This is a genomic window from Lentilactobacillus sunkii DSM 19904 (assembly GCF_001435575.1).
In the GTDB taxonomy this organism is placed as follows: Bacteria; Bacillota; Bacilli; order Lactobacillales; family Lactobacillaceae; genus Lentilactobacillus; species Lentilactobacillus sunkii.
The window spans coordinates 106,827-121,042 of record NZ_AZEA01000001.1 but is presented as its reverse complement, the minus strand read 5'-3'; the positions used below and the strand labels follow the sequence as shown (position 1 = coordinate 121,042).

Sequence of the window (14,216 nt, the reverse complement as noted above, 5' to 3'; positions counted from 1 at the left end):
GCAAATTAGGGTGGTACCGCGTCGCTTCGTCCCTTATTGGGCGAAGCTTTTTTTGTGGTTAAAATTAGAACTGGAGGGATACTATGTCACTGCGAGATCAATTGACAGAGATTAAAGAAAAAGGGCTTGCTGATATCGAGCAAACCAGTGACTTAAAGACATTAAATGATATTCGGGTGCATCTGCTTGGCAAAAAAGGTCCAATTACCGCTGCACTTAGAGGAATTAAGGAATTAACTCCTGAGGAACGTCCGGAAGTCGGCAGTTATGCCAACAAAATCCGTGATGCAATTACCGAGGCCGTTGCCGATCATCGTGAAAAGTTGGAGAATCAGGCATTAAATGCTCAGCTTACTTCGGAAAAGATCGATGTGACCATGCCCGGAAAACCGGTCACACAGGGTCAGCCTCATGTTATCCAACAAATTATTGACCAGATTGTCGATTTGTTTCTTGGAATGGGTTATGAAGTTTTGTCCGGACCGGAAGTGGAAGAGGATAAGTATAATTTTGAGATGATGAATCTTCCTAAAAACCATCCAGCTCGAGATATGCAGGACACTTTTTACATAAGTAAGGAAATCCTGATGAGAACGCAAACATCCCCGATGCAGGCCCGCGCCTTAGAGAAACACGATTTTTCAAAGGGTCCCTTGAAGATGATCTCACCAGGAATTGTTTACCGTCGTGATACTGATGATCCAACTCATTCCCATCAATTCCACCAAGTTGAAGGTCTTTTCATTGATGAACATGTGACCATGGCTGATTTAAAGGGTACTTTGATCACAATGGCCCAAAATATTTTTGGTGATAAGTTCGATATTCGATTACGTCCAAGCTACTTCCCATTTACTGAACCATCAGTTGAAGTTGACGTGACTTGTTTCAATTGCATGGGTAAAGGATGCGATGTCTGCAAACACACTGGCTGGATTGAGGTTTTAGGTGCCGGTATGGTTCATCCAAATGTCCTCGATATGGCAGGTGTTGATTCAAAGAAGTATGGTGGTTTTGCCTTTGGTGTTGGCCCCGATCGTTTTGCAATGCTTAAATACGGAGTGGATGACATTCGTGATTTCTATTTGGACGACGTTCGCTTCTTAAATCAATTCAGTAAGAGGGGTAATTAGATAATGAAAGTTTCTTACAAATGGCTTAAACAATATTTGGATCTGAATATGCCCGCTAAGGATTTAGCTGAAAAGATCGAACGGACAGCGGTTGAAGTTGATTCTGTGGAGGTCGCAGAAGACGGTTTGAAAAAGCTGGTTGTCGGCCATATTCTATCAATGACCAAGCATCCCGAGTCAGACCATCTGCATGTCTGCCAAGTTGATGTGGGAGAAGACGAGCCACTTCAAATTGTTTGTGGCGCACCTAACGTCGATGTTGACCAAAAAGTGATTGTGGCTTTACCTAATTCTAGAATCGGCGGCAATGTCAAAATTAAACGATCAAAGATGCGTGGTATTGAATCATCCGGAATGATTTGTGCATTGGATGAAATCGGCTTCAGTAAAGACGTTGTTCCAAAGGAATGGGCTGATGGTATTTATGTGTTCGACGACGATGTTCCGGTTGGTGAACCAATTTACAAATACCTGGGAATGGATGATCCAATCATTGACTTGGATGTCACACCCAATCGTGGTGATATGTTAAGTATCCTGGGAACGGTTCATGATTTAGCAGCTATTTATGATCAAAAGCCAGAAATCAAAAAACCGGTTGTCAACGAAGATGAATCATTGGATGCCAACCAAATCATCCAGGCTTCCGCTGACGATAAGCTTGCAAAAACATACAAGTTAAGAGTTGTTGAAGGTGTTAAGATTGCTCCCAGTCCTTCATGGCTGCAGATTGTGCTTTGGAATGCCGGCATTCGGCCCATCAATAACGTTGTTGATGTGACCAACTATATTTTGTTGAAGTATGGCCAACCGTTGCATTCCTTTGACAAAGATAAAATCGACGGCGAAATTACTGTCCGTATGGCCGCTAAAGGTGAGAAGTTAACGACTCTTGATGAAGAGGAACGTGAACTTTCAACTGACGACATGGTCATTGCCGACAAGAACAAACCAATCGCATTAGCCGGTGTCATGGGTGGATTTAACACCCAGATTGACGACCAGACAACTAATGTCGTAATTGAGTCGGCAATTTTTGATTCTTTCAAAATTCGAAAGACCGCTCAACGGCACAATCTGCACTCAGAAGCCTCTCAGCGTTTCGAACGGGGAATTAACCCTGATGGTGTCCAAGATGCCGTAGATGAAGCGGTAAGCATGATTAAAGAGCTGGCTGGTGGTCAGATTGCCAAAGGAACTGTTACGGCAAGTGAATATCATCCTGAGCTGCCAACAATTTTCATCACAGCTGAAAGAACCAATCATGTTTTAGGGACTTCACTGAGTACAGATGAAATTAAAAATATTTTTGATCGACTTGGCTTTTCAAGCGAAACTCATGAAGATGGTCTGAATGTAACGATTCCAGCTCGCCGGTGGGATATTTTTAGAGATGCTGACCTATATGAGGAAGTAGCAAGAATTTATGGTTACGACAATTTGCCTGCCACTTTACCAACTGGCCGTCAAAGCATTGGTGTTCTGACACCAACCCAGAAACTTCAGCGAGCTTCACGGATCGCTCTGGAAGGTTTGGGATTGACTCAAGCAATCTCATATTCATTAACGACGCCCGAAAAAGCAAAAATGTTCTTAATGCAAGACAGCTTTGAAACCAATTTGCTTTGGCCGATGACCCAGGATCATTCTGTTTTGAGAATGAACATGCTTTCCGGCTTGCTTGATGATGTTGCCTATAACCATGCTCATAAAGTTGACGACGTTGCACTTTACGAAACTGGTCGGGTATTCTATAAGGACAGTGCTGAACAAATCCGTCCCAAAGAAGTTGAACATATCGCCGGTGTTATCACTGGGAACCTGACCGATCCACTTTGGAACAACCACGTTAAGCCCGTTGACTTTTTCCAATTAAAGGGAATTGTTAACCAATTTTTGATTAACCTTGGCGTTAAGGGTGATATTGAATACAGTGCTACCGACCAATATCCGGAAATGCATCCAGGTCGAACAGCGAATATTTCGATTCACGGTCACAATGTTGGCTTTCTTGGTCAAATTCATCCGCGGATTGCAAAGAAATTTAAGATCAAGGAAACTTATGGCTTTGAATTAAATATGCAGGAATTGATTGATTTACCTAAGAATGACGATCAGTACCAGGCAATTTCAAAGTATCCATCAATTAAACGTGATATCTCAATTGTGGTTGGTCAGGATGTCTCCAATAGTCAAATCTTGGAAGTTATGACAAAACGCGGCGGTGCGTTCTTGAAGCGAGTTCGACTCTTTGATGTTTATCAGGGGGAAAACGTTCCAGAAGGCAAGAAGTCGATGGCTTATTCACTCACGTACGTTGATCCACGGGAAACTCTCAAAGACGAGGTTGTCAACACAGCCTTTGAAAAGATTAAAAAACGTTTAACAGCTGACTTAAATGCAGAAATTAGATAATTTGGAAACTATAATTAAATTGAAAAGATAGGAGGAGCTTCTCATGAGTGATGACTCAAGTCGACGAAACCCCAAACCCAATAAAAGTCTCGGGCGGAGAATTATTATTTCTGTAATTACCTTGTTGGTTATTTTAGCTGCTACGATTGGCTTTATGGGCTATCGATATTTCCAAGATGCTCTAAAACCACTCAACCCGCGTGACACAAATGTGACCCAGGTGCATATTCCACTTGGTGCTTCAAATAAGCAAATCGGTTCAATCCTTCAAAACAAAAAAATTGTAAAAAGTGGGATGGTCTTTGACTATTACGTTAAGTCAAATAACATGGCCAACTTTCGAGCTGGTTATTACCAGCTTAAGCCATCGATGAGCTTAAAGGGCATTGCCAAACATTTGCAACAAGGCGGAACCGATCAGCCAATCCAAAGTACAAAAGGAAAGGTTTTGGTTCGTGAGGGGGCTAATATTGATCAAATTGCGGCCCAAGTTGCGATCTCAACTGATTTCTCAAAAAACGACTTCATTAAGTTGATGAAAGATCAGACATACATTAGCCAATTAGCCAAGCGTTATCCTAATTTATTGAAGTCAGCAATGAAAGCCAAAAACGTGCGTTATCGACTTGAGGGATATTTGTATCCTGCAACTTATGAGGTTGAGAAGAATACTTCACTGAAATCACTCGTTAACCAAATGGTTGCCAAGACTAATCAAATGGTGACACCTCATCTGAGTAAGATTAAAAAGTCCGGAATGAACATGCAGCAATTTATGACACTGTCATCATTGATTGAGCGTGAGGGCGTCAACCAAACGGACCGCCGTAAAATGGCTGGAGTCCTGCTGAATCGAATTGACATTAATATGCCGCTTCAATCAGATGTTGCTGTCCTTTATGCAATTCATCGTAACAACAAAGTGTTGACAAATAAGGACTTGCAGAGCAATTCACCTTATAATCTATACAAATACACCGGATTTGGACCGGGCCCATTTGACAGTCCAAGCATCAGTTCCATGAGTGCGGTGCTTCATCCAATGGACAGGTCAAAAAATTATTTGTACTTCGTTGCCAATACGAAGACCAGAAAGGTATATTACTCAAAGACTTATGCGGAGCATCAAGAACAGATCGCAAAACATACATCTGACAATAATTAATGAAGAGGGATCATTTCACATGTCAACTCACAAAACACGTCCGGTCGTTATCGGGATTACAGGTGGTTCAGGAAGCGGTAAAACCACCGTTGCGCGAAAGATTTTTGATCAATTATCCAATTATTCAATAACAATTATCCAACAGGATTCTTATTATAATAATCAGGATGAAATGAGTATGGATGAACGCAAAAAGGTAAATTATGATCATCCAATGGCATTCGATTTTGATCTGTTAATTGAGCAAATTAAGCAGTTGCTCAACTATGAAGCAATTGAGAAGCCAGTGTATGATTACGGACAATTTACTCGTAGTGATGCAACCATTCATCAGGAGCCACGCGAAGTTATTATCTTGGAAGGCATTTTAATCCTTGACGATCCGCGTTTACGTGATTTAATGGATATTAAAGTATTTGTTGACACGGATGATGATATTCGACTGATTCGACGAATTCAACGAGATACCAAAGAGCGTGGTCGTTCCTTGGATAATATCATTCATCAATATTTGAAGACGGTCAAACCAATGTATCATCAATTTGTTGAGCCTACGAAACGCTATGCCGATTTAATTGTACCGGAAGGTGGAGAAAATCAAGTCGCAATTGACCTGTTAACCACTAAGATGCGTTCAATCTTGATACACCGTGGCAATAAAGAGATTAAGAACAACTTTGATTCAACAATTTAAATATAAAAGGGGAATTTATCAAATGGCTGAAGACACATATCCAATGACTGCCGAAGGTCGCGATAAGCTTAAGGCGGAATTAGAAGACCTTAAAGTAAATCAACGACCCAAAGTAGTGGAACGAATTAAGATTGCAAGAAGTTATGGTGACTTATCTGAAAACTCAGAATACGAGTCTGCCAAAGATGAACAAAGTATGCTTGAAAGTCGAATTACGACAATTGAACATATGTTGCAGTATGCTCAAATCATTGATTCACACGATAGCGACAAAGATGAAGTCACAGTGGGAAAGAAAGTAACCTTTAAAGAATTGCCTGATGAAGATCCGGAAACTTATCAAATTGTTGGGGCTGCAGAAGCAGATCCATTGTCTGGTAAAATTTCCAATGATTCACCAATTGCTAAAGGGCTCATTGGTCACCGCTTGAATGAAGAAGTTAATATTCCAATTCCAGCAGGAACGATGAAAGTTAAAATAACAAAAGTTGAATAGCACGCACTAAATTTAATTATCAGCAATATGTGAAAAGCAGCCATCAAAATTATTTTGGTGGCTGCTTTTTTGTGAAGTAAATTACCGATAACGTGGCTATATTCCCATTTGAGAGCTTTCTGTCAGGGACAGGTTTTTCGGGGCTTACCATATTGTTTGTGAAATACAACAATGATGTTATAATCGATTGTAAGCGAATACAAACACAGACTTTAGGAGTGTGGCATAATAATGAAAATTGAAGTTACTGATTCTGCAAGCAAATGGTTCCAATCAGAAATGGGATTGGGTGAAGGAAATGGTGTTCGATTCTACGGAAAAGTTTATGGAAAGACTCCTGTGCATGAGGGATTTTCTTTAGCGCTAACACGTGACGATACTCCCGGTGAAACTTATACCAAAACTGAAAAAGACGGCATTACTTATTTCGTTGATGAGGATGACCGTTGGTTCTTTATCGGGTTTGACTTAACAGTGGACTTTGTGCCTGATAAAGATCCGGAGAATGTCGTTTACACGTATACACCAAATGGTGAACTTGATAAATAAATCAGATCATTAGAAAAAAGGGCTGGAAATCAATTTGATTTCCAGTCCTTTAATGTAACGAGTTATTTATCGTTAGAGACATTATCTGACTTTGACGATTGATGCTTTTTTCGACGTTTTAGGACAAATTCTGTTCCAATGAATGCCAAGCCAAAGACGGTAATTAAAATACCAGTCTTAATTCCTTCAGGCCAGTAGGTAAATACAACCTTGTGATGACCTTTGCTGATTGGAATATACGTGAACATCTTAGCCCATCGTTTAGGCTGAACTGACTTGCCGTCAACCTTGGCAGTCCAGCCATTTTCAAATGGAATGGTGGTTGTTAATGATTGATTGTTGGCCTTTACATCAACCGTACCGGTCAACTGATGGTTATTCCATTTTGTAACTTTATATGGTCGTGAGTTCAAGTCTTTCGAGAACTTGGCGATCTTAGAGTTATGAACTTTATAGAGCTTAACATCCTGGAGGAGCGCATTATTCTTGTTAACAAAAATCTGAACATTGGCAGTCGTGTTAATGGTTGTTCCAGTTGCAATGTTAGCGATAATCGTCTTTTCAGATGGCGTAAATTGCGTTTGTGACTGACCATCAACGGAAATAGAGATATTGCCTTTGTTGATTTCAGTTCCTAAAGTCATGTAATAAGAAGTGTTCTTTTCAATTGGAACCGTGAAGATAATATAAGACATTTCAAGCAGATTTTTCTTTTTTAATACTGCATTATTCAGTTGAGAAATTGGTTGGATATTGTTGTATCGAATATCAGTATATTTAGCCGGTTCAAACAGATTGTGGATACTTGGATCTAATCGATGGGCAATCTTGTTCTGGTAAGTGATTGGGCTCTTAGAAATTGAATTTTGCTTCATTCCTGCCTCTGGTGTCAAGAAGCCAATTGGCACTGCATAAGGGTTACGATAAGTTCCAATCAATGCATCCTGTGATAATAGATTATAGTTGTTGTAATCGGGTTTTCTGGTCATCGTTGTCAACAACTGTTTCTTAGGCTTCTTATTTGGATTGGTTTCAGGAATTTGATGACTCATATAGTATTTCATGTTCAGCAGTGAGTCGGTGAACATTGTTCCGTTTGAATAAAGTACAAATGAATCACCATTTGGCTGACCAATATTTTTGAAGAATTGTGAAGTATCTGATTCAAGTGTTGACGAGAAGATTGAGCCGCCGTTGTAGTTACCGGTAAATGCATCGTTTTTGGTACGGGAGAAGGTAGATCCAATCCGATAGAATCCTTTGTCTTTTTGTTTAATTTTGTCGACATGGTTTCTGAGGACCCGTTCAAAGGCGGTGTAGTTACTTGTTTTCAAATAATCCAAATGATTAAGCGACGTAACCATATTCAGCGCCATTTCGCCACTCATCAACACAGCCAGAGTCATTGCCAAGACGATGTTCTTTCGATAAAGTCCGAGAAAAACAATAATTCCAAGTGAAACAACCAGATAAACACATCCCCAAAGGAAGTCAAAATGACGCATGTATTCAAGATGTTTCCATCTAAGTTCCACGTAGAGAACGCCCAGTGCCATAATTCCGGCGGTTATCAGATATCCTTTCCAGTTGATCCCTTCATCCAAAATGTGGAGGAAGGCTTGAAAAGCAGTGAGAATCATCCAGAATGAGAATAGATAAGAGAACCGGAAAGTATACCAGACTGGCAACTGCATCCCATGCCAGAACAAGTCCAACGGCTGGAAACACATGGAGAGAATCATGAATGCTGTCAGTGATAAATTGGCTATTTTCACGTTTCTTTTAATCGTTGGTATAAAGAAGTAATAGACAAACAATATCAGAACAACACTGGCAACAAATACGTTGGCTGTTCCGGCCGGTAGTTCGTTGAAGTTTACCGAACCATTGAAGAACTTACCCAACATATCCAGAGGATTATATTCAAATTTGATTTTGTATTGGCCCTTGGAATATTGGGTTTTGCTTCCAAGAAGCGAGAAGAAAGTTGGAACCAACAACCAGGCAGCCAAAATACCACTCAGAATTGATGCCTTAAGCCATTTTAAAACAGCTTTTGCCGATGTTTGATTTTCTACGGGAAGTGCCTTAGCCGCCCAATAAATAAACATGAACAGGGTGAGGAAAATTGCGACCATGTATGACATATAGTAATTCATGATCAACATTGCAGTTAAACTCACAATATATAGGGCACTTGATTGGTTTTTTAATATTTTGAACAAGCCAAGGAAAATTAACGGCAGAACGAACAGGACATCGGTCCAGAGCATATTGAACTGATTGGCAACCATCCAGCCCATCATGGAATATGAAGCAGCAAAGCCGATGACTGCCCAGCTGGCATGCTTGGTGACCTTCATAAGGAAGTAACCGAAGCTTAATCCAGCCAAACCATACTTCAGAATCGTGATGATTCCCAAAATACTTGGAAGTTTGGAAAGCGGGAACAGCAACATTATCAGGTTAAGCGGGCTCATTAAATAATATGCCCAAGTTCCCATCATGTCACCACCAAGCGCCTTGGAGAACGAAAACAAGAAGCCGCTTGGACTATGTAATAAGGTGTCATGGAAGCTCGTATAGAAATCAATGTATTGCTGGCCGAGATCCACGGTCATTACCGACGAGTTTCCAAATGGTGCGAAGTGACGGAAAATAAAGTAACTTGTAGAAATTAGGACTGGTACTAAGAAGCACAGAACTAATATGGAAATTTTGGTAATCTTCTTTGATTTCATAATCTACATCCTTTTTAATAGTGATTAACAACCTATAGAATATCATAATAAGTTAAAGATTGACTACCGGTTCTAGTTTTTGTTTGAAAAATTTGATAGAATAAGTTCCATGGCAAGGAGTTAATATTGTGAAAATTTTTAAAAAACGAAACAAGAAAACGAACAAAGGAAAGGCTGCCTCATTACCTTTTCGAATCAACATCATCTTCATCGTTGTCGGAATTTTATTTGTTGCACTTCTGACTCAATTAGCATATTTACAGGTCATGTATGGATCGAAATTCAAAGCTGAAGTTAATCGGTCAGATACATCAGTTGTAAACGGAAACGTTCAGCGAGGAATGCTTTTTGATTCCACCGGACATGTATTGGTTGGAAATTCTGCGCATCAAGCAATTATTTATACCAAAGGTGTCAATGTTTTAACGTCTGATATGTACAAAACAGCCAATAAGCTGGCACAATACGTGACGGTTTCCACCGGCAGTCTGACTCATCGACAGCTCGCCGATTATTATTTATCAGATCAGAGTAATCTGGCCAAAGTTGAAAAATCCATTCCTGGTATCAGCAATTATTCATTAGATGCAAAGTACAATAAAGCCGTGGACAAAGTCGAAAAATATCCTGCTTCTTCATTTTCGGCTGCAACTAAGAATGCTGCTACAATTTTTGCCAAAATGAGCGGCGCTTATCAACTCTCAACAGTCAACATAAAAGATGACCATGTTTCAACCAAGGAAGTTGCCATGGTTGGTGAACACTTGGCTGACATGCCTGGGGTTAACGTTGGAACCAGTTGGAGTCGAAACTATCCAAACGGTCGGGCAATTCAAGGAATTACCGGGACCGTTTCTAATGAAAAGACTGGGCTTCCAAGCGATCGCGTGAATGAATTACTGGCAGAAGGTTATTCTCGAAATGACAGCGTTGGTCAAAGTTATTTGGAACGCCAATATGAACCTGTGCTTCGTGGAACAAAATCTCAAACGCAAATTGTTTTAAATAGTGATAATCAAATCAAGAAAGAAATTAAAAAGTATGGTGGTCAAAAAGGGGATAATCTCCAATTGACGATTAATGCCAAATTCCAGAAACAGCTGCAGTCATTGGTCCACTCAGCTGAATCTGGTGCGGGTGGTAATTCGACAGGAACTTATGCTGTCGTCATGAACCCAAACAATGGTGCAATTATCGGAATGGCCGGGGTTGACCGAAATCCTAAGACCTCTAAAATTACCGACAACATTTTAGGGACTATCAATAGTTCAATTGTTATGGGATCTGTTGTTAAAGGTGCGATGGTTTCCGGAGCCTTGATGGATCATGTTATTACACCAACAAACAGTACTTTAACTGATCAGCCAATTACCACTGGTGGGGTTAAGAAGTCATCCTGGTTTAACCATAATGGTCATGCAAATATTTCAGTTGATGCCAGTGATGCACTTCAAGTTTCATCAAACTCATACATGATGCAGTTGGCGATGAAAGAAGGCCACTTTAACTATGTTGAAGGTGGCGCCTTAACAATGAAACCGGGCGTCTTTAATACAATGCGTGGCTACTTTAATCAGTTTGGATTGGGTGTGAAGACCGGCATTGATATTCCTGGTGAGTCAACCGGTCTTCAAGGAAAGAGTGGATATAGTCACATCGGTAGTGCACTGGATCTTTCATTTGGAAACTATGATGCCTATACAACTATGCAGGTCGCCCAGTACATGTCTACAATTGCCAATGGTGGTTATCGAATTGAGCCACACGTTGTTCAGGCCATTCGGGGAACCAGTAAGGACGGTAAGTTGGGAACAGTTAAAGCAACTGTCATGCCAACAGTCCTTAACCATATTGATATGACAAAAGCCGAACGGAATGTTGTTAAAACTGGATTGTACCGGGTTGTTCACGGGACTAACACTTATAAAACCGGTGGCGAGTTGGATACGATCAAGCCCGAGATTTCTGCTAAAACCGGTACTGCTCAGACTTTCTATAATGGCAATGAGACAGTTACCTTGAGTTTGGCTTCATATGCTCCTTCGAGTCATCCGCAAGTCGTTGTTGCGTTGGCAATGCCTAATTTGGGCGTAAATGCCGAAAGCAACAACATGCAGCTTGCTAAACAAATTTATTCTGCATATTGGAAGACTGTCGAATCCACTTCAACTGTTAAGTAAAAACACTTAACATTTATCCAATTTCTCCTAGTAATTTGGCAGAATTGATGATAAAATATTTTAAGTTGAGGCTATTAGACTAGCTATTTTATAAAAAAGTTTGGAGGTAGTATTCCATGCGAGTACACATTACAATGGAATGTACTGAATGCCACGAACGTACTTACTTATCTAGCAAGAACCGTCGAAACAATCCCGACCGTTTGGAGCTTAAAAAGTATTGCCCACGCGAGCGTAAAGTAACATTACATCGAGAAACCAAATAAGGCTTGGGTAATTACCCAAACCTTTTTTATATACAAAAGAGCTCTTTACTCATGGGGTTCATTAATCAGGTGATATGAATGACTGAAATCAATAAGACAAAATCCGTAATTCGCCAACAGCAAATTGCCCGGCTCCATGATTTTTTGGAGGATCCGGATAACCAAGTAGAGATAACTCGCTTGTATGAGAGTCTGTTTACCAATCCTCAGTTTGCAAGAAGTAAGACGTTGGGAATTACGTTGAGTATGGATGATGAGTTGGATACCCAGCCAATCATTCAGTGGGCATTGACCCATCATATCCAGGTGGCTGTTCCCCGAACATTGCCTCATCGACAGATGGAGTTTGTGCAGCTAACCGATGATACCAAATTGTCACAGACAAAGTTTGGAACGATTGAACCGGTTGGTGGAAATGTGTTAGCTAAGAATCAACTGGACACTTTGCTTGTGCCTGGTTTGGCCTTTTCCAAGGATCATTATCGAATTGGATACGGTGGCGGATTTTACGATCGCTTTTTGAAGGGGTTCACAGGTGCGAGCATCGCCCTGGCAACATCTGTTCAAATCTTTGATGAGCCTATCTGGAATGTCGAAGATTTTGATGTTAAAGTGAATAAAATAATCTATTAATAAATAATCAGGAGGGGTTATGAGTAGTTTACGGGATAAGCCTTATATCACATACCTACTCCTTGGAGTCATGGTGCTGGTTTTTGCAGTCATGTCTTTGATGGGCGGCACAGAAAATCCAGTGACACTGGTAGAATTTGGAGCGAAGTATAATCCACTCATTCGGGCTGGTCAATATTGGCGTTTAATCACCCCAATGTTCATTCACATTGGGTTCACTCACATATTAATGAACGGGATTACATTGTATTTCATTGGTCAGTATGTGGAAGAATTGTTTGGTCACTGGCGTTTTGCAGTTATTTTCTTTGTGTCCGGGATCCTGGGAAATCTGGGTAGTTTTGCTTTTACACCCAGTTTATCAGCCGGTGCCAGTACCGCAATTTTTGGCCTATTTGGCGCATTTATGATGCTTGGGGAAAGTTTTTCCAAGAATCCAGCAATTGTTTCGATGGCTAAAACTTTCTTATTGTTTATTGTGTTGAATATTGCAACGGACATATTTGTTTCAGGAATTGATATTGCCGGACATCTCGGTGGCTTGGTGGGCGGATTCCTTATTGCGTATGTTACCGGGGTCGGTTTTTCGAAGACCAGCTTAACAAAACGAATAATCTCTGCAATCATGCTGGTTGTAATCGCTTTCGTTTTGTTTACAATAGGTATGCAGGCAAAATTCTAAATTTTGTAAATTCGTTACAAATTTGATTAAGGATGTGAGATAATGAAAACGCTGTATGACGTTCAACAACTGCTGAAAAAATTCGATATTTATGTATATGTCGGTAAACGACTTTGGGACATTGAAGTCATGGCGTTGGAGTTGGACCATCTCCATGAAGCCAAGCTGATCAGTCATGACGAATTTATTCATGCAAAATTAATTTTGACCCGAGAACATCGGATTGAAGAAAAACAAGAAGGTAGGGGGAATTACATTGGCAAAGAAATTAATCGGAATTGATCTGGGTGGAACCACGACCAAGTTTGCATTTATTGATACAAAGGGAAACATTCTCGCTAAATGGCGGATCCCAACCGATATTAGTGAACACGGTAGCCACATCGTTCCAAATATGATCAAATCAATTAGTGACCAAATGAGAAAAGAAGATTACAACGCCCAAGATTTCTATGGTATTGGGATGGGAACTCCAGGCGCAGTTGATCGTGAAAAAGGGACAGTCGTTGGTGCGTATAATCTTGGATGGGATATCGTGCAACCGGTTGGTGCAACGATTTCTGCCAACCTTAATCTACCAATTATTATTGATAACGATGCGAACAGTGCTGCACTTGGCGAATACTGGAAAGGTGCTGGCGACAAAGCTAAAGATGTTGTCTTTATTACCTTGGGAACCGGTGTTGGTGGAGGTGTTATTGCCAACGGAAAACTTGTTCATGGAATTAATGGCGGGGCTGGTGAAGTTGGCCATATTACCGTTGTTCCAAACGGCTATCAGTGTACTTGCGGTAAGCGAGGTTGCTTAGAGCAATATGCTTCTGCCACCGGAGTTGTCCATATTGCTAAAGATATGGCTAAAACCTTTACAGGTCATTCTCGGATCAAAGAATTAATCGATGGAGATGAGGACTTGTCATCAAAGATGGTCTTCTTCTTAGCTGATAATGGTGATATTTTGGCAAACCAGATTGTTGATCGGGTTTGTTCATATCTTGGTTTGGCGCTTTCACACATTGGGAATACTCTTAATCCGGAAAATATTATTATCGGTGGTGGTGTTTCAAATGCCGGCAATACGTTACTCCAACCAACAACCAGATACTTCCAAGAAAATGCCTTTCCATCAGTTCGTGACTCTACTCGACTGAAGTTGGCTCAGCTTGGAAATGATGCCGGTGTCATCGGGGCTGCATCGCTGGCACTCCAATTTAGAAATAACCAACCATTTGCAACAAATTAATTCGTATTAAGAGAGAGAA

At 40.6% G+C, this 14,216-nt stretch carries 13 protein-coding genes and 1 other annotated feature (1 of these 14 only partly in view); of the genes, 12 read left to right on the top strand and 1 reads right to left on the bottom strand.

Features of this window, described 5'->3' with window-relative positions; translation table 11 throughout:
- Positions 1-37: a binding site (T-box leader), on the top strand; it begins 182 nt to the left of the window's first position.
- A gap of 46 nt (positions 38-83) precedes the next feature.
- The 6 genes from pheS (at position 84) to FD17_RS00560 (ending at position 6,452) form a co-directional block, all read left to right on the top strand.
- A complete protein-coding gene (pheS, locus tag FD17_RS00585) occupies positions 84-1,133 on the top strand; it encodes a phenylalanine--tRNA ligase subunit alpha (RefSeq protein WP_057822702.1) in 1,050 nt (349 codons plus the stop codon).
- A gap of 3 nt (positions 1,134-1,136) precedes the next feature.
- Positions 1,137-3,548, top strand: a complete 2,412-nt coding sequence (pheT, locus tag FD17_RS00580; protein WP_057822700.1) for a phenylalanine--tRNA ligase subunit beta — start codon at positions 1,137-1,139, stop codon at positions 3,546-3,548.
- A gap of 43 nt (positions 3,549-3,591) precedes the next feature.
- Complete coding sequence (mltG, locus tag FD17_RS00575; protein ID WP_057822698.1) at positions 3,592-4,713, top strand: endolytic transglycosylase MltG; 1,122 nt, start codon at positions 3,592-3,594, stop codon at positions 4,711-4,713.
- 19 nt (positions 4,714-4,732) lie between these two features.
- A complete protein-coding gene (udk, locus tag FD17_RS00570) occupies positions 4,733-5,407 on the top strand; it encodes a uridine kinase (protein ID WP_057822697.1) in 675 nt (224 codons plus the stop codon).
- 22 nt (positions 5,408-5,429) lie between these two features.
- A complete protein-coding gene (gene greA / locus FD17_RS00565; protein WP_057822695.1) occupies positions 5,430-5,903 on the top strand; it encodes a transcription elongation factor GreA in 474 nt (157 codons plus the stop codon).
- Positions 5,904-6,134: 231 nt separating this feature from the next.
- Positions 6,135-6,452 (top strand): HesB/YadR/YfhF family protein, encoded by a 318-nt coding sequence (locus FD17_RS00560; RefSeq protein ID WP_057822694.1) that lies wholly within the window; start codon positions 6,135-6,137, stop codon positions 6,450-6,452.
- A gap of 62 nt (positions 6,453-6,514) precedes the next feature.
- Here the strand turns inward: FD17_RS00560 and FD17_RS00555 are convergent, their stop codons facing one another.
- On the bottom strand, positions 6,515-9,193 hold the full coding sequence (locus tag FD17_RS00555; protein ID WP_057822692.1) for a YfhO family protein: 2,679 nt from the start codon (positions 9,191-9,193) through the stop codon (positions 6,515-6,517).
- 128 nt (positions 9,194-9,321) lie between these two features.
- On the opposite strand from FD17_RS00555, the gene FD17_RS00550 reads away from it, so the two are divergent.
- From FD17_RS00550 to FD17_RS00530, 6 genes are all read left to right on the top strand, one after another.
- Positions 9,322-11,373 carry a peptidoglycan D,D-transpeptidase FtsI family protein gene (locus FD17_RS00550; protein WP_057822690.1) on the top strand — a complete coding sequence of 684 codons (2,052 nt, stop codon included), beginning with the start codon at positions 9,322-9,324 and terminating at the stop codon, positions 11,371-11,373.
- Between the two features lie 116 nt (positions 11,374-11,489).
- Entirely contained in the window at positions 11,490-11,639 is a 150-nt protein-coding gene (gene rpmG, locus FD17_RS12985) for a 50S ribosomal protein L33 (protein ID WP_013727979.1), read from the top strand.
- Positions 11,640-11,717: 78 nt separating this feature from the next.
- A complete protein-coding gene (locus FD17_RS00545; protein WP_057822688.1) occupies positions 11,718-12,272 on the top strand; it encodes a 5-formyltetrahydrofolate cyclo-ligase in 555 nt (184 codons plus the stop codon).
- A gap of 19 nt (positions 12,273-12,291) precedes the next feature.
- The gene (locus FD17_RS00540; RefSeq protein WP_057822687.1) at positions 12,292-12,954 is read left to right on the top strand and encodes a rhomboid family intramembrane serine protease; all 663 of its coding nucleotides are present in this window, start codon (positions 12,292-12,294) and stop codon (positions 12,952-12,954) included.
- A gap of 42 nt (positions 12,955-12,996) precedes the next feature.
- Entirely contained in the window at positions 12,997-13,236 is a 240-nt protein-coding gene (locus tag FD17_RS00535) for a YqgQ family protein (RefSeq protein ID WP_057822685.1), read from the top strand.
- The gene (locus FD17_RS00530) at positions 13,211-14,197 is read left to right on the top strand and encodes an ROK family glucokinase (RefSeq protein WP_057822683.1); all 987 of its coding nucleotides are present in this window, start codon (positions 13,211-13,213) and stop codon (positions 14,195-14,197) included. The genes FD17_RS00535 and FD17_RS00530 overlap by 26 nt, the downstream gene beginning before the upstream one ends.
- The last annotated feature ends 19 nt before the right edge of the window (positions 14,198-14,216 follow it).

Excerpts from the sequence above, each read along its gene's own strand:
- pheS (WP_057822702.1), top strand. The coding sequence starts at position 84 with ATGTCACTGCGAGATCAATTGACAGAGATTAAAGAAAAAGGGCTTGCT.
- pheT (WP_057822700.1), top strand. The coding sequence starts at position 1,137 with ATGAAAGTTTCTTACAAATGGCTTAAACAATATTTGGATCTGAATATG.
- mltG (WP_057822698.1), top strand. The coding sequence starts at position 3,592 with ATGAGTGATGACTCAAGTCGACGAAACCCCAAACCCAATAAAAGTCTC.
- udk (WP_057822697.1), top strand. The coding sequence starts at position 4,733 with ATGTCAACTCACAAAACACGTCCGGTCGTTATCGGGATTACAGGTGGT.
- greA (WP_057822695.1), top strand. The coding sequence starts at position 5,430 with ATGGCTGAAGACACATATCCAATGACTGCCGAAGGTCGCGATAAGCTT.
- FD17_RS00560 (WP_057822694.1), top strand. The coding sequence starts at position 6,135 with ATGAAAATTGAAGTTACTGATTCTGCAAGCAAATGGTTCCAATCAGAA.
- FD17_RS00555 (WP_057822692.1), bottom strand. The coding sequence starts at position 9,193 with ATGAAATCAAAGAAGATTACCAAAATTTCCATATTAGTTCTGTGCTTC.
- rpmG (WP_013727979.1), top strand. The coding sequence starts at position 11,490 with ATGCGAGTACACATTACAATGGAATGTACTGAATGCCACGAACGTACT.
- FD17_RS00545 (WP_057822688.1), top strand. The coding sequence starts at position 11,718 with ATGACTGAAATCAATAAGACAAAATCCGTAATTCGCCAACAGCAAATT.
- FD17_RS00540 (WP_057822687.1), top strand. The coding sequence starts at position 12,292 with ATGAGTAGTTTACGGGATAAGCCTTATATCACATACCTACTCCTTGGA.
- FD17_RS00535 (WP_057822685.1), top strand. The coding sequence starts at position 12,997 with ATGAAAACGCTGTATGACGTTCAACAACTGCTGAAAAAATTCGATATT.